Source organism: Streptomyces sp. BK239 (assembly GCF_004217285.1).
In the GTDB taxonomy this organism is placed as follows: domain Bacteria; phylum Actinomycetota; class Actinomycetes; order Streptomycetales; family Streptomycetaceae; genus Streptomyces.
In genome coordinates this window covers 707,959-725,959 of record NZ_SHKS01000001.1, presented here as the reverse complement: position 1 = coordinate 725,959, position 18,001 = coordinate 707,959, and the positions used below count along the sequence as shown (strand labels likewise).

At 72.7% G+C, this 18,001-nt stretch carries 20 protein-coding genes; 9 read left to right on the top strand and 11 right to left on the bottom strand.

Annotated elements, in window-relative coordinates; translation table 11 throughout:
- Positions 1-113: 113 nt before the first annotated feature.
- Genes EV567_RS03165 through EV567_RS03155 form a run of 3 tightly spaced genes read right to left on the bottom strand, consistent with a single transcriptional unit; the run spans position 114 to position 2,026 of the window.
- Entirely contained in the window at positions 114-500 is a 387-nt protein-coding gene (locus EV567_RS03165) for a hypothetical protein (protein WP_130437008.1), read from the bottom strand.
- Positions 497-760 carry a hypothetical protein gene (locus EV567_RS03160; RefSeq protein ID WP_130437007.1) on the bottom strand — a complete coding sequence of 88 codons (264 nt, stop codon included), beginning with the start codon at positions 758-760 and terminating at the stop codon, positions 497-499. The genes EV567_RS03165 and EV567_RS03160 overlap by 4 nt, the downstream gene beginning before the upstream one ends.
- Positions 761-790: 30 nt before the next feature.
- Positions 791-2,026 carry a cytochrome P450 gene (locus tag EV567_RS03155; RefSeq protein ID WP_130437006.1) on the bottom strand — a complete coding sequence of 412 codons (1,236 nt, stop codon included), beginning with the start codon at positions 2,024-2,026 and terminating at the stop codon, positions 791-793.
- Positions 2,027-2,197: 171 nt separating this feature from the next.
- Here EV567_RS03155 and EV567_RS03150 point away from each other — a divergent pair, with 171 nt between their 5' ends.
- Both EV567_RS03150 and EV567_RS03145 read left to right on the top strand, forming a co-directional pair.
- On the top strand, positions 2,198-3,367 hold the full coding sequence (locus EV567_RS03150; protein WP_130437005.1) for a steroid 3-ketoacyl-CoA thiolase: 1,170 nt from the start codon (positions 2,198-2,200) through the stop codon (positions 3,365-3,367).
- Between the two features lie 118 nt (positions 3,368-3,485).
- The gene (locus EV567_RS03145; protein WP_130437004.1) at positions 3,486-4,157 is read left to right on the top strand and encodes an O-methyltransferase; all 672 of its coding nucleotides are present in this window, start codon (positions 3,486-3,488) and stop codon (positions 4,155-4,157) included.
- A 20-nt stretch (positions 4,158-4,177) separates the two neighbouring features.
- Here EV567_RS03145 and EV567_RS03140 read toward each other — a convergent pair whose 3' ends face one another.
- Positions 4,178-4,570 carry a hypothetical protein gene (locus EV567_RS03140; RefSeq protein ID WP_130437003.1) on the bottom strand — a complete coding sequence of 131 codons (393 nt, stop codon included), beginning with the start codon at positions 4,568-4,570 and terminating at the stop codon, positions 4,178-4,180.
- A gap of 102 nt (positions 4,571-4,672) precedes the next feature.
- On the opposite strand from EV567_RS03140, the gene EV567_RS03135 reads away from it, so the two are divergent.
- On the top strand, positions 4,673-5,092 hold the full coding sequence (locus tag EV567_RS03135; protein ID WP_130437002.1) for a DUF1992 domain-containing protein: 420 nt from the start codon (positions 4,673-4,675) through the stop codon (positions 5,090-5,092).
- Positions 5,093-5,129: 37 nt separating this feature from the next.
- On the opposite strand, the gene EV567_RS28040 is transcribed toward EV567_RS03135, so the two are convergent.
- Together EV567_RS28040 and EV567_RS03125 are read right to left on the bottom strand one after the other, a co-directional pair.
- Positions 5,130-5,861 carry a hypothetical protein gene (locus tag EV567_RS28040; protein WP_347400479.1) on the bottom strand — a complete coding sequence of 244 codons (732 nt, stop codon included), beginning with the start codon at positions 5,859-5,861 and terminating at the stop codon, positions 5,130-5,132.
- 5 nt (positions 5,862-5,866) lie between these two features.
- A complete protein-coding gene (locus EV567_RS03125; RefSeq protein ID WP_130437001.1) occupies positions 5,867-6,562 on the bottom strand; it encodes a hypothetical protein in 696 nt (231 codons plus the stop codon).
- A 112-nt stretch (positions 6,563-6,674) separates the two neighbouring features.
- On the opposite strand from EV567_RS03125, the gene EV567_RS03120 reads away from it, so the two are divergent.
- Positions 6,675-7,178, top strand: a complete 504-nt coding sequence (locus tag EV567_RS03120) for a GNAT family N-acetyltransferase (protein ID WP_207228661.1) — start codon at positions 6,675-6,677, stop codon at positions 7,176-7,178.
- A 12-nt stretch (positions 7,179-7,190) separates the two neighbouring features.
- Here EV567_RS03120 and EV567_RS03115 read toward each other — a convergent pair whose 3' ends face one another.
- On the bottom strand, positions 7,191-9,230 hold the full coding sequence (locus EV567_RS03115) for an MFS transporter (RefSeq protein WP_130436999.1): 2,040 nt from the start codon (positions 9,228-9,230) through the stop codon (positions 7,191-7,193).
- Between the two features lie 193 nt (positions 9,231-9,423).
- On the opposite strand from EV567_RS03115, the gene EV567_RS03110 reads away from it, so the two are divergent.
- A complete protein-coding gene (locus EV567_RS03110; RefSeq protein WP_242620659.1) occupies positions 9,424-10,506 on the top strand; it encodes a peptidoglycan-binding protein in 1,083 nt (360 codons plus the stop codon).
- Between the two features lie 102 nt (positions 10,507-10,608).
- Here the strand turns inward: EV567_RS03110 and EV567_RS03105 are convergent, their stop codons facing one another.
- Both EV567_RS03105 and EV567_RS03100 read right to left on the bottom strand, forming a co-directional pair.
- Positions 10,609-11,277, bottom strand: coding sequence for an HAD-IA family hydrolase (locus EV567_RS03105; RefSeq protein WP_130436997.1), 669 nt, complete (start codon positions 11,275-11,277; stop codon positions 10,609-10,611).
- A gap of 274 nt (positions 11,278-11,551) precedes the next feature.
- Positions 11,552-12,133 carry a TMEM165/GDT1 family protein gene (locus tag EV567_RS03100; protein WP_130436996.1) on the bottom strand — a complete coding sequence of 194 codons (582 nt, stop codon included), beginning with the start codon at positions 12,131-12,133 and terminating at the stop codon, positions 11,552-11,554.
- Positions 12,134-12,590: 457 nt separating this feature from the next.
- Between EV567_RS03100 and EV567_RS03095 the strand changes: the two genes are divergently transcribed.
- From EV567_RS03095 to EV567_RS03080, 4 genes are all read left to right on the top strand, one after another.
- Entirely contained in the window at positions 12,591-13,244 is a 654-nt protein-coding gene (locus EV567_RS03095; RefSeq protein WP_130436995.1) for an HNH endonuclease family protein, read from the top strand.
- An 88-nt stretch (positions 13,245-13,332) separates the two neighbouring features.
- Complete coding sequence (locus EV567_RS03090; protein WP_130436994.1) at positions 13,333-14,982, top strand: alkaline phosphatase D family protein; 1,650 nt, start codon at positions 13,333-13,335, stop codon at positions 14,980-14,982.
- 327 nt (positions 14,983-15,309) lie between these two features.
- On the top strand, positions 15,310-15,771 hold the full coding sequence (locus EV567_RS03085; RefSeq protein WP_130436993.1) for a DoxX family protein: 462 nt from the start codon (positions 15,310-15,312) through the stop codon (positions 15,769-15,771).
- A 305-nt stretch (positions 15,772-16,076) separates the two neighbouring features.
- Entirely contained in the window at positions 16,077-16,694 is a 618-nt protein-coding gene (locus tag EV567_RS03080) for a DedA family protein (protein WP_130436992.1), read from the top strand.
- A gap of 447 nt (positions 16,695-17,141) precedes the next feature.
- Here EV567_RS03080 and EV567_RS03075 read toward each other — a convergent pair whose 3' ends face one another.
- On the bottom strand, positions 17,142-17,369 hold the full coding sequence (locus EV567_RS03075) for a DUF2277 domain-containing protein (protein ID WP_130436991.1): 228 nt from the start codon (positions 17,367-17,369) through the stop codon (positions 17,142-17,144).
- A 4-nt stretch (positions 17,370-17,373) separates the two neighbouring features.
- A complete protein-coding gene (locus EV567_RS03070) occupies positions 17,374-17,937 on the bottom strand; it encodes a GNAT family N-acetyltransferase (protein WP_130436990.1) in 564 nt (187 codons plus the stop codon).
- Positions 17,938-18,001: the final 64 nt, after the last annotated feature.

Genomic DNA, 18,001 nt, shown 5'->3' with positions numbered 1-18,001 from the left:
GCCCTTGAGGGCGTCACCCCAGGCTGACCCGCAACTCGGGGTCGTCGTAGGCGATCATCTTGTTGGACCAGTCGAAGCCGGGCGCGCCGTCGCCTTCGCGCGCTTGAACCGCCTCAGCGGTTGAGGTCGAGCACCGGCACGCCGCGCCCTTCGTACGCCTTCGGATCCACGGTGGCGACGAGCGCGTCCGCGCCCCACTCAGGCAGATGACGGGCGGCGTGGATCGCCGCCGCGATCCCGAGAGGCACTCCGTCGCGATGCAACCGGGCCACCGCGAGCGCCGCCGCGTGGTCGAGGTCGACGGTGTGCAGGACCTCCAACTGGCCGACGTGCTCGGCGATTCCGAGATGCTCCCGATCGGCTTCCAGGACCGACAGCGTCGGCGCCCACAAGCGCGACTCGGTCTCGAAGTGGGCCCGGTGGACCAGCGCGGAGACCTGTCGGTTGCCGGACAACGCCAGCAGCGTCGGCGCGTCCAGGACCAGGTGATGAAGGATCACGCGGCGTCACCCTGCTGCCTCGCGAAGGCCTCGCGAAGCCTGCGCCCCATCGCGGCGCTCTCTTCGTCGGTCACCTCGACCCCGAAGTGCTCCGCCAGATAGGCACGGGCCCGCTCCGCCCGCTCACGCCGCTCCTCCTCGGTCAGCGTGGACTCCGCGAAGTCCTGCACCAGGGACCGGATCGACGTCCCCCGCGACTCCGCTATCACGGCCAGGCGGTCCCGGACTTCGGCGGGCACTCGGATCATCGCATCTGCCATGGGGCGAGTATACGCCGCCGTATACACCCCTCACTCGACGGCGACCCGCAACTCCTTCACCCCGTTGATCCAGGCGGACCGCAGCCGCCGTGGGTCGCCGACCAGGCGCAGCCCCGGCATGGCGTCGGCGATGGCGTTGAAGATCAGGTCGATCTCCAGCACCGCCAGCGACTTGCCGAGGCAGAAGTGCGGCCCGCCGCCGCCGAATCCCAGGTGGGGGTTGGGGTCGCGGGTGACGTCGAACGCGTCGGGCCGGTCGAACACCTCGGGATCGTGGTTGGCGGAGGCATAGAAGAGTCCGACCCGCTCGCCCTTCCTGATCGTCCGCCCGCCGAGTTCGGTGTCCTGGGTGGCGGTGCGCTGGAAGGCGAACACGGGCGTGGCCCAGCGGACGATCTCCTCGGCGGCGGTGGAGGGCCGCTCCCGCTTGTAGAGCTCCCACTGCTCGGGGTGCGTGAGGAAGGCGTGCATGCCGTGGGTGATGGCGTTGCGGGTGGTCTCGTTGCCGGCGACGGCGAGCATCAGCACGAAGAAGCCGAACTCGTCGGAGTTGAGGTTGCCCTGGTCCTCGGCGGCCACGAGGGTGCTGACGATGTCGTGCGCCGGGCACTGTTTCCGGTCGGCGGCCATCGTCATGGCGTACGAGATGAGCTCGGCGGCGGACTGCGCGCCGACCTCCTCGGTGATCGCGTACTCGGGGTCGTCGTAGGCGATCATCTTGTTGGACCAGTCGAAGATCTTGGTCCGGTCGCCCTGGGGGATGCCGATCAGCTCCGCGATGGCCTGGAGGGGCAGTTCGCAGGCGACGGAGGTGACGAAGTCGAAGGGGCCGTCGAGTTCGCGGGCGGCGGTGACGATGGCGCCCGCCCGGTCCCGCAGCCGCTGCTCCAGCGCGCGGATCGACCGTGGCGTGAACCCGCGTTGCACGATCTGCCGCACCCTGGTGTGCTCGGGGGGGTCCATGTTCAGCAGGATCAGCCGCTGCGCGTCGATGGAGTCGCGCCGGATGTGCTCGTTGAAACGGATGATGGCGGTGTTGACGGTGGACGAGAACAGTTCGGGGTGGGTGGAGACGTACCGGACGTCGGCGTGACGGGTCACCGCCCAGTAACCCTCGTCCTGGAAGCCGGCCACGTTTCCCGACTGGGGGATCCAGCGGACCGGCTCGGCCCGGCGCAGTTCGGCCAACTCGGGCAGGGGGACGTGGTGTTGCAGCAGGTCGGGGTCGGTGAAGTCGAACCCGTCGGGAAGCGCTGGACAGTGCATGGGCAGCTCCAGCCGTCGGACCAGTCACCTGACGGTCCATCAGAAACAGGGTGCGGCGACGGTAGTTCAGGGCTCTGAAGCTTGCAAGACCCTTGCGGTGACGTACGTCACGTCCGCAGACTGCACAGAGCAGAACTAGAACACGTACTAGTTCCGGGAGGATCCGCACCCATGGCTGCCGAACCCGTGATCGTGGAAGCCGTCCGCACCCCCATCGGCAAGCGCGGCGGCGCGCTCGCCAATCTTCACCCCGCCTACCTCCTCGGCGAGACCTACCGCGAACTCCTCGGCCGCACCGGCATCCCCGCCGACGCCGTGGAGCAGATCGTCGGCGGCACCGTCACCCACGCCGGCGAGCAGTCCATGAACCCCGCCCGCACGGCCTGGCTGACGATGGGCCTCCCCTACGAGACGGCGGCGACGACGGTCGACTGCCAGTGCGGCTCCTCGCAGCAGGCGTCCCACATGACCGCCAACATGATCGCGGCGGGCGTCATAGACGTCGGGATCTCCTGCGGGGTGGAGGCGATGTCGCGCGTGCCGCTCGGCTCGGGCTCGAAGCACGGCCCGGGCAAGCCGTTCCCCGACGAGTGGAACGTCGACCTGCCGAACCAGTTCGAGGCGGCGGAACGCATCGCCCGCCACCGGGGGCTCAGCCGCGACGACGTCGACGCCCTGGGCCTGCTCAGCCAGACGCGAGCCGCCGACGCCTGGTCGGAGGAGCGCTTCAAGCGGGAGACCTTCGCGGTCCAGGTCCCCACGACGGAGGAGGAGCAGGCCGCCGGCCAGGGCATGTGGCGCCTGGTCGACCACGACGAGGGCCTGCGCGACACCTCCCCGGAGGCCCTGGCCCGGCTGAAGCCGATCATGCCGACGGCGGTGCACACGGCCGGCAACTCCTCCCAGATCTCCGACGGCGCGGCGGCGATCATGTGGGCGTCCAAACGGATGGCCCGCGCCCTGAAACTGAAGCCCAGGGCGCGGATCGTGGCCCAGGCCCTGGTCGGCGCGGACCCCCACTTCCACCTGGACGGCCCCATCGACGCGACACGGGCGGTGCTCGGCAAGGCGGGCATGTCCCTCAAGGACATGGACCTCGTCGAGATCAACGAGGCCTTCGCGTCCGTGGTGCTGTCCTGGACGAAGGTCTTCGACCAGGACCTGTCGAAGGTCAACGTCAACGGCGGCGCGATAGCCCTCGGCCACCCGGTCGGAGCGACGGGCGCCCGCCTGATCACCACGGCCCTCCACGAACTGGAACGCACGGACAAGGAGTTCGCCCTCATCACCATGTGCGCGGGCGGCGGCCTGGCCACGGGGACGATCATCCAGCGGATCTAGTGCCCCGGCCGCGCCAGCGCCACGCCGGGGAGAGAAACGGGGGCGGGGCGTTGACGGGGTCGTTAGGGTTCCTAAGTAGATGTCACGTGCCGAGTTCACACGAGAGGCAGAGCAGCGCATGAGCGAGTCGCAGGTTTGGGACGCCGTCGACGCCTACTTCACCGACCACCTCTCCCCGGACGACGAGGTCACCTCCGCGGCCCTGCGCGACAGCGACGCCGCCGAGCTGCCGCCGATCAGCGTCACGGCCGCGCAGGGCAAGCTGCTCCAGCTGCTCGCCGAGATCCAGGGGGCCCGCGCGATCCTGGAGATCGGCACCCTCGGCGGGTACAGCACGATCTGGCTGGCCCGCGCGCTCCCGGCCGACGGCCGGCTGATCACCCTGGAGTACAGCCCGAAGCACGCCGAGGTCGCCGCCCGCAACATCGCCCGCGCGGGCCTCGACAAGCAGGTCGAGGTGCGGGTCGGCCCGGCCCTGGAGTCACTGCCGCTGCTCGCCGACGAGAACCCGCCCCCGTTCGACCTGGTCTTCATCGACGCGGACAAGGTCAACAACCCCCACTACCTCGAATGGGCGCTGAAGTTGACCCGCGCGGGAAGTCTCATCGTCCTGGACAACGTGGTGCGCGGCGGCCGGGTCGTCGACGCGGCCAGCGACGCGGACGACGTGCGCGGGACCCGCGCCGCCATCGAACTCATCGGCTCGCACCCGCGGTTGAGCGGCACCGCGGTCCAGACGGTGGGGGCGAAGGGCTACGACGGGTTCGCGCTGGCCCGCGTGCTGGCGTAGCCCCGCGGGGCTCCCCGGGGCTACGCCTCGTGGAAGAACCCGACGTTGACGCTGCGCGGGCCGGTGCGGTCGACGACGACGATCTCGCCGACGCCGCCCCGCGGCAGCTGCACCGTGCCGCCGTAGGGGATGGTCTGGGCGTACTCGCCGACGACCAGCCGGACCTCGGAGGACGGGTCCGGCTGGGAGCCGCGCAGCCAGCTGACCTGCCAGACGCCCTCCGGCCCGCACAGGAACTCCAGGTGGACCCGGGAGACGAACAGCCAGTCCTCGGGGGTCACGAGGCGGCAGACGGACTTGTCCCGGCCCACCCGCAGCACCGCCCCCGGCTCGCTGGGCGCGTCGGCCATGAGCATGCCGGCCGTGGCACCCTCTTCCGTCCCCGAGACGGTGGCCATGGTGAGTTCGAGCACGTGCGCTCCTCGTGACTGTGTCCGACAGTGGCGTGCAAGTGACCTTGCACAGCGGCCGCATACTAAATCGCCCGGCCCCGCCACGTCCGGCACAATGGACGCATGACCGAGCGAAAGCCACCCGGTGTTCCGTTCGACTCCTGGATCGACAAGCAGATCCGGGACGCGCAACTCCGGGGCGAGTTCGATCAACTCCCGGGCGCTGGAAAGCCGTTGGAGTCCGGCGCCGACACGGCGTACGACGAACTGTGGTGGATCAAGCGCAAGATGGCGCGCGAGGGGCTCTCGGTGCTTCCGCCGGCGCTCGCGCTGCGCAAGGAGGCGGAGGACGCCCTGGCGGCGGCGTACGCGGCCCCTTCGGAACGCCTCGTCCGGAAGATCATCACGGACGTCAACGTCAAACTCCGCGACATGATGTTCAAGCCGCCGCCCGGCCCCCCGCTCGGGATGCAGCCGTACGACGTCGAAGCGGTCGTACGTCAGTGGCGGGAGCGCCGGGAGGCGGCTTCGGAGAACAGCTGACGCGTCGGGCACGACACGCGCCTGTCGGCACGCACACTCACACGTGCAGGAGCCGCTCCGTCAGTTCGCGGTAGTCCCGCAGGGCCAGGCGGAGCTGCTCGGTGTCGACGGCCGTGGCGGCGGCGTCGCCCTTCCTGCCGCCCTGGGCGCCGCCGCCCTCGGCGAGCTGCCAGGAGCCGCGCAGGGTGCGGCGGCGGTCGTTGACGGCGTCGGTGAAGCGGGCGGCCAGTTCCTCCAGGACGTGGTCGGCCTCCTCGACGGCGTCACGCGGCCGGTCCACGAACCCGGCGACCGCGTGGTGCAGCCGGGAGGCGAGCTCGTCGCACTCCTCGTTCGGCAGCAGCGGGGAGCCCTGCGGGCCGTGCGAGCGGTCGGCAGCGGAGTGCGGCCGCGCCGACGGCGTGTCCGTGCGGGTCGTGTCGGCGTCCGCGCCGGTGCGCTCCTCGGTGCCGGTCACGCCGGAGGTCCCGCCCGGGAGGGTGTCCCGTGCGTCCCTCGTCTCCCGGCCGGTCGTCGGGTCGGCCGCGCCCGCGCCGGTGCGCTCCTCGGTGCCGGTCACGCCGGGGGTCCCGCCCGGGAGGGTGTCCCGTGCGTCCCTCGTCTCCCGGCCGGTCGTCGGGTCGGCCGCGCCCGCGCCGGGGGACGTCGTGTCCTTGTGGACGGGGTCCACGGGGCTGACGGGCGTCACCGGGTTCACCCGGGCCCGTCCGGTCTGCTCCGGGGTCGTCGTCCGTTCGCGGTCCTCGCCGCTCGAAGTCACGTCGGGCATTCCTCTCAGCTCTCCTTCGTCTGGTGCCGGTGGAAGCCTCGCGGCAGGTGGAGGCTGGAGCGGTGCTCGCTTCGCGCGTGGGTCTCGCGGCCCTGCGTCACCCCGGCCGGCGACCGGTGACGGCCGGCCCCGTGCCGGCCCTCCTTCACCAGCTCGTCGAAGAGGGCGCGGGCCTCGACCATGGCGGACCGCAGGTCCTCGGTGCCGGGGGCCTGGCCGTTGCGCGCGCCGCCGTCGGCGTGGAAGCGCGCCACGTGGTGCACGTGCCGGTAGCCGTTGACGTGGCGCGGGTGGTGCACGGAGAGCGCGGCGACCTGCTCGTCGTACTGCGCGCCGTCCGGGAAGCCCCGGGCGCCCGCCACCTCCGCGACCAGCCGGTCGGCCTCGGCGACCGCCTCACGGGGCGAGTCGACGAAGCGCTCCTGCGCCGCCGTCCAGCGGGCCTCGAACCGCTCGCGCTCGGCGGGCTCCAGCGGACGCTCCTGCAGTCCGCCGTGCCGCTCCACGAGTGTGCCGAGCTCCCGCTCGGCGGCCTTGACGTCTCCGCCGTGCCGGGCCACGGCACGGTCGTACTCGGGCCCGAAGCGATGCTTCAGGCTGCGTCCCCCGTGCGGCCCTCGGGACCGCACGGCCAGGACGGCCGCGACGGCGATGACGGCCGCCACGATCACGATCAGAGCGATGATCACGCCTGTGGACATGGTTGCCTTCCGATGTGGTCGGCCCCGCGGGCCGGTTCACGATTCCGGGTTGCCCGGAAGACGTCGTACAAACGGCGGGCAAAGCCGCGCGACGCCCACGACAATGACCGGCATGAGCGTCGCGACCGCATGGACCATCGCCCCGGAACCCGTGGACTCCCCCGTCGCCGCCGCGTTGTGGCGGGAGTACTACACGGAGGTCAGCGACCGCTGGTACCTGCTGCACGAGGGGCGCAGGACCGACCCGGCCGAGCTGGAGCGGGAGATCGCCGCCGGGAGAGGGGATCGGCTGACACCGCCGCGGGGTCTGTTGCTGGTCGCGTGGTACGAGGGCGCGCCGGCCGGGAGCGCGGGCGTACGGCTGCTGGACGCGGCGACGGCCGAGCTGACGCGGGTGTTCCTGCTGCCCGGGGCCCGGGGCAGGGGCGGCGCGGCGCTGCTGGTCGCCGCCGCCGAGGAGAGCGCCCGCGCGTCGGGGGCGACCCGGATGATCCTGGACACCCGCGGCGACCTGGTCGAGGCCCGCGCCCTGTACGCGCGGCTCGGGTACGCGGAGACCGAGCCGCACAACGACGACCCGTACGCCGACCACTGGTTCACGAAGAGCCTGAGCTGAGGCGCCGGACAGCTACGCCGGCCGTGTCACCGGCCGCTCGTCGTGCGGCTGCTCGCGGTCCGAGCCGCACAGTTCGCCGCCCAGCTCCCTGACCAGGCGGGTCAGGTCGGTGGGGCGGTCCGGGCCCCACCAGTCGCCGAGCAGTTCGGCGAGGGACTCCTCGCGGGCCCCGGCCAGCCGGCGGGCCACCGTCCACCCCTCGTCGGTGAGGACCAGGTCGAGGCCCTCGCGCCGGGCCAGCCCGCGTTCCTCGATCTGCCGGGTGCCGTCCAGGATCACCGGGAGCGGGACGGTGCTGCGCTCGGCGAGCCGGGACGGCTCGACGCTGCCGTACCGGCGGATGCGCAGCAGCATCCAGCTGGCGACCGGGAGGAGGTCGTAGCCGGCCCGGGCGGTGATCGTGCGGTAGATCTCGCGGCGTCCCTCCCGGGTGCCGAGCAGGGACAGGGCCCGGCAGACCTCGTCGTAGGAGGAGCGTTCGACGGGGTTGCTGGCGAGGGTCTCCGTCACGTCCGGCGCGGTGACCGAGCCGCGCAGCGGTTCCTCCTTGAGGAACCAGGCGAGGACGAAGCCGGCGAGGGCGACGGGCGCCGCGTACAGGAAGACGTCGGTGATGGAGGTCGCGTACGCGTGCAGGACCGGCGGGCGCAGTGCGGCCGGGAGCGCGGCGATGCCCCGCGGGTCGGCCTCCAGCGCGTCGGCGGAGACGCCGGCGGGGAGGGTGACGCCCCGGAAGGCGTCGGCGAGTTCGTCGCCGAGGCGGCCGGCGAACACCGTGCCGAAGACGGCCACGCCGAAGGACGCGCCGATGGAGCGGAAGAAGGTCGCGCCGGAGGTGGCGACGCCGAGATCCTCGTAGGAGACGGCGTTCTGCACGATGAGGACGAGGACCTGCATCACCAGGCCGAGCCCGAGGCCGAAGACGAAGAACACGGTGCTCATCTCCGCCGTGGAGCTGCCCTCGTCCAGCCGGTGCAGGAGCAGCAGGCCGATGGTCGTGACGGCGGTGCCGGCGACGGGGAACACCTTCCAGCGGCCGGTGCGGCTGACGATCTGACCGGAGACGGTGGACGACAGGAGCATGCCGACCACCATGGGGAGCATGTGCACGCCGGACAGGGTGGGCGAGACGCCTTGGACGACCTGGAGGAACGTCGGCAGGTAGGTCATCGCGCCGAACATGGCGAAGCCGACGATGAAGCTGATGACCGCGGAGAGGGTGAAGGTGCGGATGCGGAACAGCTTGAGGGGGAGGACGGGTTCGGCGGCGCGGCGTTCCACGGCCACGAACGCGACGACGAGCAGGACGCCCAGCACGGCGAGTCCGACGATCTGCGGCGAACCCCAGGCCCAGGTGGTGCCGCCGAGGGAGGCCACGAGGACCAGGCAGGTGGCGACGGCGGCGATGAGGAAGGTGCCCAGGTAGTCGATGACGTGCTCGGTCGCCTTGCGCGGGATGCGCAGGACGGCCGCGATGACGGCGAGGGCGACGACGCCGACGGGCAGGTTGACGTAGAAGACCCAGCGCCAGCTGAGGTGTTCGGTGAACAGACCGCCGAGGAGGGGTCCGAGGACGCTGGTGGCGCCGAAGACCGCGCCGAACAGTCCCTGGTAGCGGCCGCGGTCCCGGGGCGCGACGATGTCGCCGACGATCGCCATCGACAGCACCATCAGCCCGCCGCCGCCGAGGCCCTGCACGGCCCTGAAGGCGATGAGCTGGGCCATGTCCTGGGCCATGCCGCACAGTGCCGAACCCACCAGGAAGATCACGATCGCGATCTGGAACAGCTTCTTGCGCCCGTACTGGTCGCCGAGTTTGCCCCACAGCGGCGTCGCAGCGGTCGACGCCAGCAGGTACGCCGTGACCACCCAGGACAGGTGCTCCATGCCGCCGAGGTCGCTGACGATGGTGGGCAGCGCGGTCGACACGATCGTCTGGTCGAGGGCGGCGAGCAGCATGCCGAGCAGCAGGGCGCCGATCGAGACGAGGACGCCGCCGGGAACGTGCTCCTGGCGCGGATCCCCCGTCCTGGCATGTGCGTCCAGGGCCATGAATGCCTCCCGGGGCTGTCGCGAACACCTCCATCGTGATCGGTGTGACCCGTTATGGCCTCTCGAGTCCCGTTGGTTCCTCCTCCGGGCCGCCGGCCGTGTCGAGGTCGTCCGGGATCGTACGGGTGTCCGACGGGCGGTCGTGTGGAGGTTCTGGGTAGTCTCTGGAGTTCGTACGGGGAGGGGCGAACAGGTGAACGAGCCGACGGCGTGGCAGGGACGACCGGGACAGCACAGGCTTCCGTGCCCCGAGTGCGGGGCGCTCCGCGCGGCGGACAACACCCCGTCCTGCGCCTGCGCGCGGCGCGCGGCCGAGGCCCTGCGCGACACGCGTGAGGCGGAGGCGGCCGCGGCGGGGGACTTCGATCCGCTCCGCATACGGCCCTACGTGGAACTGGACGGCGAGGGCGGTGCTCCCGGCACGGCGGACGCCCCGCCCGCGGACGGCGTCTCCGCGAGCGACCTGACCATGCCGCTGCCGGCCGTCCCCTCGGCGGCGTCCGACGCCACCATGCCGCTGCGCGCCGTGAGCCCCGCCGGTGCGGACGCGCGCACGACGGCGCTCCCCGCCGTGTCGGGCCCGGGGCCCTTAAGCACCGGCGAAGGCCCGGACACGAGGGACGCGTACGGCGACGACGGGGAGCCGCGCGGCCGGCGCCGTCGCCCGCTGCTGATCGCGGCGGCCGCCGGGGCGGTGGCGGTCGTCGCGGCGGTGGGGTTCGCCGGCGGGCTGTTCACCTACGAGAAGCCCACTCGCGACGGCGCCGCCCCGGAGGACGTCCGGGCGGCCGTGCCGGAGACCTCGCCCAGCGCGGACGCCTCCGCGTCGCCGTCGGCGAGCCCGCCCGGGTCACCCTCGGACTCCCCCAGCGCCTCCCCGTCGCCTTCCGCGAGCGGGAGCCCGTCACCGTCCCCCTCCGCGTCGCCGTCGAACGCCTCGCCGTCGGCATCCCCGTCGGCCTCCCCGACTCCGTCGGCCGGCCCGAGCACGACCGCGCCGCCCCCCAGGCCCGGGAACGGGGCCGCCGACGCGGGCGTGGCCAGCCCCGGGGCGAGCGTCCTGCGGCCGGGCGACCGGGGGGACGAGGTCACGGAACTCGAGCTCCGTCTGAGCCAGTTGTCCCTCTACGACGCCAAGCCCGACGGTGTCTTCACCCGCCAGGTGGAGGAGGCGCTGCGCACCTACCAGCGGTCCCGGGGGATCCAGGGCGAGGAACTCGGCGTGTACGGGCAGCTGACCCGGGCCCGCCTGGAGTCGGAGACGCACGAGCCTTGAAGGGCCGGCGTCCCGACGGCCGACGCCTCCGACGACACCCCCCACGACGCCTCCGCCGGCGCTTCCGACACGGCAGGGCGCTGACCCGCGCCCGCGGGGGCCTCAGCCCACGTGCAGGCGCACGCCCCCGGTGACGGCCTCCACGCGCACGCGCCGCAGATCCGGCACCACGACGTCCGGTTCATGCGCCGCCGCGCGTGCCCCGACGCCCACGACGCGCATCCCGGCCGCCCGCCCGGCGGCGATGCCCGCGCCGGAGTCCTCGAACACCACGCACTCCTCGGGGGCGACGCCCAGCTCCGCCGCGCCCTTGAGGAAGCCCTCGGGGTCCGGCTTGGAGGTGCCCACCGACTCCGCGGTGACGCGCACCCGCGGCAGGTCCAGTCCCGCCGCCGCCATCCTCGCCGTGGACAGGGGGGCGTCCGCCGAGGTGACCAGGGCGTGCGGGACGCCGCGGAGGGAGGCGAGGAACTCGGGAGCCCCGGGGACCGGGACGACGCCGTCCATGTCGGCGGTCTCCTCGGCCAGCATCCGCGCGTTGTCCTCGAGGTTGAGCTCCCTCGGGCGGTCGGGCAGCAGCAGGGCCATCGAGGCGTGGCCCTGGCGGCCGTGGACGACCCGCATGACCTCGTCGCCGTCGAGCCCGTGCCCGGCGGCCCAGCGCCGCCAGATCCGTTCCACGACGGCGTCGGAGTTGACCAGGGTGCCGTCCATGTCGAGCAGGAGGGCGCGGGCGGTCAGGACGGTGGGGGCGGACACGGGGGCCGGCATCGGCGACTCCAGCACGGTCGGGCGCGCGCCCGGCAGGCGGAACGCGCGCGGGGGCGGACGGCATGCGCGGACGGGGGGCAGGGGACGCGTGGAGAAGAACAAGGCGGCCCCGCCCGCCGGTCAGGGAAAACGGGCGGGAGCCACTTTGTTTCCCCACGGTACAAAACATCCGGGGGTGCACGCCACCCTTGAGCCGCACCGTCCCACCCGGCGTCGTCTCACCCTGCGCCCCACCTCACCCGCCGCCCCCGTCACCCGGTGTCGGCCGCCCGCCTCACCCGGCGATCGCCTCCCACAGGCTCCACGCCCCCAGGGCCAGCATCAGCGCCGCCGCGATCCGCGTGATCAGCCGCAGCGGCACCCGCTTCATGAGGGCCTTACCGCCGACGATGCCGAGCCCGGCCACCGCCCACAGCGCCAGCACCGCGCCGAGGCCGACGGAGAGCGGATCGTCGTAGCGGGCGGCGAGGTTCGCCGTCATGATCTGGGTCAGATCGCCGAACTCGGCGACGAGGATGAGCATGAAGCCCGCGCCGAAGACCTTCCAGAAGGACTGGTTCTCGGGCGTGCGGACCTCGTCCTCGTCGTCGTCCTTCTTCCTCAGCAGTACGGCCGCGCCGCCGAGGAAGAGCACACCGGTCAGCGCGTGCACGATCTGCTGCGGCAGCAGCGTCAGCACGCTGCCCGCCGCGACGGCGAGCGCGACGTGCACGGCGAAGGCGGCGGCGACGCCGGCGAAGACGTAGGAGGCGCGGTAGCGGGTGCCCAGGACGAGGCCGGCGAGGGCGGTCTTGTCGGGCAGTTCGGCGAGGAAGACGACGCCGAAGACGAGCGCCGTCACGGTAACGCTGATCAAGGTTCCTCAATCGGTCGGGCTGCCCCACCGAGAGCGCGGGGGGCCTGTCGGCCCTGCGGAGACGCCTCGGCACGGCAGCGCACACGGCGCCCGCGCCGGACGGCACGGGCGTGCACTGCTTGCCGAAGGTCTCGCTGGCGGATCCACACGGGTGCGGATCGGCCTCCGGGCGCCGGCCCGGCATCCGTCACGAGGACGGGCCGAGCAGTATGTCGACGGTCCGGCGAAGAGCTACTCCCCTTCTGCGCCGTCCATGGTACGTGACACCTGCACCGGCCTCGCCCGCCGGTGACGCTCGCCACATCCCCGCACGCCGCCGAAAAGCTTCACACCGAACGTCTTGTCGTGTCATGCGCACGTCACTAACTTCTCACCGCACGCACACCTCCCCGCAACGCGGCCCCGCGAGCATTCCCCCGCTCGCACCGCAACGCCCTCACCCCTCAAGGGAGTTCGTATGTCCCGCAGGCCCTCTGTCTACGCGCGTCAACGGCTCAGCATACTCGCGGCGCTCACCGGACTGGCAGCCTCCGTCGCGCTGTTCAACGGCCCGGCCGCCTCCGCCACCCTCCCCACCCCGGTCAGCGCCGCCACCGCCCGCACCTACCTCGCCTCGCTCACGGTGGCCGCCGAGGACCGCACGGGCTACGACCGCGATCTGTTCAACCACTGGATCACCGTCAGCGGCTCCTGCAACACCCGCGAGACCGTCCTCAAGCGCGACGGGTCCAACGTGGTCGTCAACTCCGCCTGCACCGCCACCGGCGGCAGCTGGTACTCCCCCTACGACGGAGCCACCTGGACCGCCGCCGCCGACCTGGACATCGACCACGTCGTGCCGCTCGCCGAGGCCTGGGACTCCGGCGCCGGCGGCTGGACCAGCGCCAAGCGCCAGAACTTCGCCAACGACCTGACGCGCCCGCAGCTCATCGCCGTCACCGACAACGTCAACCAGGCCAAGGGCGACCAGGACCCGGCCGAGTGGATGCCGTCGGTCTCGTCCTACCGCTGCACCTACGTCCGCGCCTGGGTGCAGGTGAAGTACTACTACGGCCTGTCGGTCGACTCCGCCGAGAAGAGCGCGCTCACGAACCAGCTGGCGAGCTGCTGATCCGGCGACCGCACGCGGTTCGCCGCCGGGATCTCCCCACCGCGCCCCGTCATTCCGTACCGTACGGGGCGACGGAGGAGGCGATCACATGGCCGGACTGCGGCTGGGACCCCTGCTGAGATACGCCGACAGCACGTCCGCGACCGTATGGGTCGAGGCGAGCCGTCCGTGCGCCGCCGAAGTGCGCTGCGCGGACGGCTCCGGCGGCACCGCCCGCACCTTCCAGGTGGCGGGACACCACTACGCCCTGATTCCGGTGACCGGCCTCTCCCCGGGAACCGACACGCCGTACGAGGTGTTCCTCGACGGCACACGCGTGTGGCCGGCGCCGGACGCACCCTCGTCGTTTCCGCCGTCGGTCATCCGCAGCCCGGCCGGCGGCGACGACGTGCGCGTGGCGTTCGGCTCCTGCAGGTGGGCGGCGCCCGCCGCCGACGCGCACGACCCCGTGGGCCCCGACGCCCTGGACAGCCTCGCCGCGCGCATCGCCGCCGACCCGGAGGGCGAGCGGCCCGACGTCCTGCTGCTGCTCGGCGACCAGGTGTACGCCGACGAGACCTCCGACGCGACGCAGCGCTGGCTGGCCGCCCGCCGCGACACCGACGAACCGCCGGGCACGGGAGTCGCGGACTACGAGGAGTACACCCACCTCTACTACGAGTCCTGGCTCGACCCCGAGATCCGCTGGCTGCTGTCCACCGTGCCCAGTTGCATGATCTTCGACGATCACGACGTCATCGACGACTGGAACACCTCCGCCTCCTGGCTGACCGACATGCGGGCCACCCACTGGTGGAGCGAGCGGCTGCTGAGCGGGCTGATGTCGTACTGGGTATATCAGCACCTGGGCAACCTCTCCCCCGCCGAGCTGGCCGCCGACCCCCTCTACGCGGCCGTGTGCGCCACGCCCGACGGCACCGACGCGCTGCGCGAGTTCGCCTGCCGCGCCGACGCCGACTCGGCTTCCGCGCGCTGGAGTTACCGGCGGGACTTCGGCCGGGTGCGGCTGGTGATGGTGGACTCGCGGGCGGCGCGCGTGCTGGAGGAGAGCGAGCGCTCGATGCTCGACCCGGGCGAGGCCGAGTGGCTGCGCGCCCAGGTGCTGGACGAGCCCGGTTCCTACGACCACCTCCTCGTCGGCACCTCCCTGCCCTGGCTGCTGCCTCATCTGGTGCACGACGTCGAGGGCTGGAGCTCGGCCCTGTGCCGGGGCGAACGGGGCGCTCGCTGGGCGCGGTTCGGGGAGTGGCTGCGGCGCAAGGCGGACCTGGAGCACTGGGCGGCGTTCCCGTCGTCGTTCGCCGAACTGACCGGCCTGTTCGCGGAGATCGGCACCGGCCCGCAGGCCCCGGCGACGGTGCTCGTGCTCTCCGGGGACGTGCACCACGCGTACGTGGCCGAGACCCGGTGGCGGGACGGCTCGCCGGACGCGCGGGTGCTCCAGCTGACGTGCTCGCCCGTCCACAACTCCGTCCCGCTGTCGATGCGGGTGGGTTTCCGCTTCGGGTGGAGCGCGGTGGCGCGGGCCCTAGGACGCCGGTTCCGACGGCACGGGCACTGCGCCCGACCGCCCGTCAGCTGGCGCAAGAAGGGCGGGCCCTGGTTCGGCAACCAGCTCATGACACTGACGCTGCGCGGTCGTTCGGCCCGGTTGCGGTTGGAGCAGGTGAAGCCGGCGCGGAACGGCGGGCGGCCCGGCCTGGAGACGGTCATGGAGTCACGGCTGAGCGGGTCCTGAGGGGGGCCGGCGGCGGGAATCCGGTCGCCGTGGGTGCACATTCGGTCACCCGAGAGGCAAATCAAGTCTCAGTCAGTCGTATTCGGTCGCGTTGGGTGTGGATTCGGTCACTCTCTCGGTAGCGCACCCGGGCACAGAAAGCGCTCTACGTGCTGCGCTGTCACCAGGAAAGCGCCAAGGGGAATCCAAGCGGTGGCCAAATGTTGAACTTGCAAGCATCGCCGGAATCCGCCTACCGTGGGTCACTCGTTCGGTACCGCCGCCCCCACCGACCGGTCCGTCCCCAGGACCGGTCGTCTTGACCGAAACCGAAGGAGTACCCCCCTCATGTCCGCTCGTCTCGACAGCGCACAGCCGTACGCGCTCGGCCTGTTCCGCATCGTCGTAGGCCTGCTCTTCGCCTGCCACGGCGCCGCCTCGCTCTTCGGCGTCCTCGGCGGGGCCGTCGGCACCGACGGAGGGACCGTCAGCGCCGGCACCTGGCCCGGCTGGTACGCGGCCGTCATCCAACTGGTCGGCGGCACCCTCGTGATGCTCGGTCTGGGCACCCGCGCCGCCGCGTTCATCGCCTCGGGTTCCATGGCGTACGCGTACTTCAAGGTCCACCAGCCGGAGGCGCTGTGGCCGATGCAGAACGGCGGCGAGGCGTCCGCGATGTTCTGCTGGGCCTTCCTGCTGCTGGTCTTCACCGGCTCCGGCGCGTTCGGGCTGGACCGGCTGTTCAGCCGGCGCACCGCGCGTGAGCAGGAGCAGGAGCCGGCGGCGCGCGAGGCGGCCGTCACGGCCTGACCCGTCACGGCCGGACGCCGACGACCGGCCCGTCGCGGCCCCACCCACGCGGTCGTACCCGGGGCGCCCTCTCCGTTCGCACGGGGAGGGCGCTTTCCGTCGTCGACCCGGCGGGGCCCTTCTGCCGCTCCGCGCACGGTCGTTGAGGCGGCTCGCGGGTCTGTGCGTTGCCGAACACACGCGCACCCTGTGACCCTTCTGTCACATCATCGGCGTACGCTGTATGGCTGTCATGGCCGCACCTGCCGCTCCCCCGCGACACCGCGGCGAGGCCGGCCGCTACGGGGGAGACCGGGGAGTTCGGGGTGTTCGAGAGTGTGGGGGCGTGGGCGCTGATCGGCGCCCCGTGGATCTATGTGCTGGTGGCGCTGTCGGTGCTGCTCGACGTGTTCCTGCCGGTGCTGCCGAGCGGGGTGCTCGTCATCGCCGCGGCGACGGCCGCCGCCGCGGGCTCGGGGGCGGCGACCGGACGGCTGCCGCATCAGGTACCGGACATCCTGGCCCTGATCCTGTCCGCGGCGACCGCGTCCGTGCTGGGCGACCTGGCCGCGTACCGGCTGGCCTGGCGCGGGGGCGCGCGTCTGGACCGCGCCATATCCCGCTCCCGGCGGCTCACCACCGCGCAGGCGCGTCTCGGCGGGGCGCTCGCGCGGGGCGGCGGGGCGCTGTTCGTGCTGGCCCGGTTCGCGCCGGCCGGCCGCTCGGTCGTCTCCTTCGTCGCGGGCGCCGCGCACCGGCGCCCGCGTGACTTCGTCCCGTGGTCGGCGCTGGCGGGTCTGTCCTGGGCGGCGTACAGCGCGGCGCTCGGGTACTACGGCACCCAGTGGCTGGGGACGGCATGGCTGGCCACGGCGGTGTCGGTGCTGGCGCTGTTCGGAGCGGGAGCGGGAGCGGCATACGTCATGCGCCGCCAACCGGCCTGACCGACGCGACGCCCCGGCCTACGGCTGCCGCCGCCCCCAGGGACCGCCCTGCCAGCCGGCCTGACCGGCACGGTGGCCCGGCGTGGGACTGCCGCCGCCGGAAAGACCGGCCGCCGCCGACTTGACCGACACGACGCGGGGCTGCCACCGCCGGAGAAACCGGCCGCCAGCCGACCTGACCGACACGACGCCCCGGGTGTGGGACGCCGCCGCCCCGAGGGACCGGCTGCCAGCCGGCCTGACCGGCACGGCGCTCCGGCCTGCGGCTGCCACCGCCGGAGAAACCGGCCGCCCGCAGGCCCGACCGGCACGGCGCTCCGCCGCGGGACTGACGCCACCGGAAGGACCGGCCGCCAGCCGAACTGACCGGCACGGCGACCCCGGTGTGGGGCTCCCGCCGCCCGGAGGGCCGGGGTCGGCGCCGCCGGTGGGGAGGCGCGGCCGGGACTACGCTTCCCTTGCTGCCGAGCCCCTGATCTCCAGACCGTCCAGCAGCTTCGCGGTCGCTGCCGCGATCGCGTCCACCGCTTCGTCGAACACCTCCCGGTTGTGCGCGGCCGGCGCCCGGAAGCCCGACACCTTGCGCACGTACTGCAGGGCGGCGGCCCTGATCTCGTCGTCCGTGGCCTCCTCGGGCAGCGCGGGCGGACGCAGCGTCTTGATGCTTCGGCACATGGTCTCAGTGTCCCCCCGCTCCGGTGGGCGCGTCGCCGTCGAGGTCGACGCACCAGTCGTTCGACGTGATCCAGTTGCCCTTCGGATACTCGAAGTCGGCCTGCCCGAGCAACGTGAACCCCGCCTTGCGGCACACCGCGTTGGAGGCGGCGTGCCGGACGTCGGGGAAGGCGTGCAGGGCGGCGTGGCCGCCGGCCGGACGCAGGGCGCGCACGACCCCGGTCAGGGCCCGCGCCGCGCTCACCGCGAGGCCTCTGCCCTGGAACTCCGGCAGGATGCCCCACCCCGTCTCCCAGACCGTCCCGCCCCTCCACTCGCGCTCCCAGTAGCCGATCGAGCCGACGGTCTCCCCGCTCCCCGCCGACACGACCCGGTACATGCACCCCGCCTCCAGCCCGACGTACCGCCGGTGCCGCTGTGCAAGTGTGTCCTCTGGCTCCGGTCCGCCCAGGTGGGCCGTCATCCCGGGACTGTTGGTCCGCCGCAGCAGCCAGAAGTCGCCCTCCGCCCAGGGGACCAGCCGTACCCGCTCCCCGCCCGTGCCCTCGCCCGCACCGATGCTCTCCATGACGTCACCGTAAGTGACGGCACTGACAGTCCCACCCGCTCCTTCGAACACACGATCCCCCAGA

Excerpts from the sequence above, each read along its gene's own strand:
- EV567_RS03160 (WP_130437007.1), bottom strand. The coding sequence starts at position 760 with ATGGCAGATGCGATGATCCGAGTGCCCGCCGAAGTCCGGGACCGCCTG.
- EV567_RS03155 (WP_130437006.1), bottom strand. The coding sequence starts at position 2,026 with ATGCACTGTCCAGCGCTTCCCGACGGGTTCGACTTCACCGACCCCGAC.
- EV567_RS03150 (WP_130437005.1), top strand. The coding sequence starts at position 2,198 with ATGGCTGCCGAACCCGTGATCGTGGAAGCCGTCCGCACCCCCATCGGC.
- EV567_RS03145 (WP_130437004.1), top strand. The coding sequence starts at position 3,486 with ATGAGCGAGTCGCAGGTTTGGGACGCCGTCGACGCCTACTTCACCGAC.
- EV567_RS03135 (WP_130437002.1), top strand. The coding sequence starts at position 4,673 with ATGACCGAGCGAAAGCCACCCGGTGTTCCGTTCGACTCCTGGATCGAC.
- EV567_RS28040 (WP_347400479.1), bottom strand. The coding sequence starts at position 5,861 with ATGCCCGACGTGACTTCGAGCGGCGAGGACCGCGAACGGACGACGACC.
- EV567_RS03125 (WP_130437001.1), bottom strand. The coding sequence starts at position 6,562 with ATGTCCACAGGCGTGATCATCGCTCTGATCGTGATCGTGGCGGCCGTC.
- EV567_RS03120 (WP_207228661.1), top strand. The coding sequence starts at position 6,675 with ATGAGCGTCGCGACCGCATGGACCATCGCCCCGGAACCCGTGGACTCC.
- EV567_RS03115 (WP_130436999.1), bottom strand. The coding sequence starts at position 9,230 with ATGGCCCTGGACGCACATGCCAGGACGGGGGATCCGCGCCAGGAGCAC.
- EV567_RS03105 (WP_130436997.1), bottom strand. The coding sequence starts at position 11,277 with ATGCCGGCCCCCGTGTCCGCCCCCACCGTCCTGACCGCCCGCGCCCTC.
- EV567_RS03095 (WP_130436995.1), top strand. The coding sequence starts at position 12,591 with ATGTCCCGCAGGCCCTCTGTCTACGCGCGTCAACGGCTCAGCATACTC.
- EV567_RS03090 (WP_130436994.1), top strand. The coding sequence starts at position 13,333 with ATGGCCGGACTGCGGCTGGGACCCCTGCTGAGATACGCCGACAGCACG.
- EV567_RS03085 (WP_130436993.1), top strand. The coding sequence starts at position 15,310 with ATGTCCGCTCGTCTCGACAGCGCACAGCCGTACGCGCTCGGCCTGTTC.
- EV567_RS03075 (WP_130436991.1), bottom strand. The coding sequence starts at position 17,369 with ATGTGCCGAAGCATCAAGACGCTGCGTCCGCCCGCGCTGCCCGAGGAG.
- EV567_RS03070 (WP_130436990.1), bottom strand. The coding sequence starts at position 17,937 with ATGGAGAGCATCGGTGCGGGCGAGGGCACGGGCGGGGAGCGGGTACGG.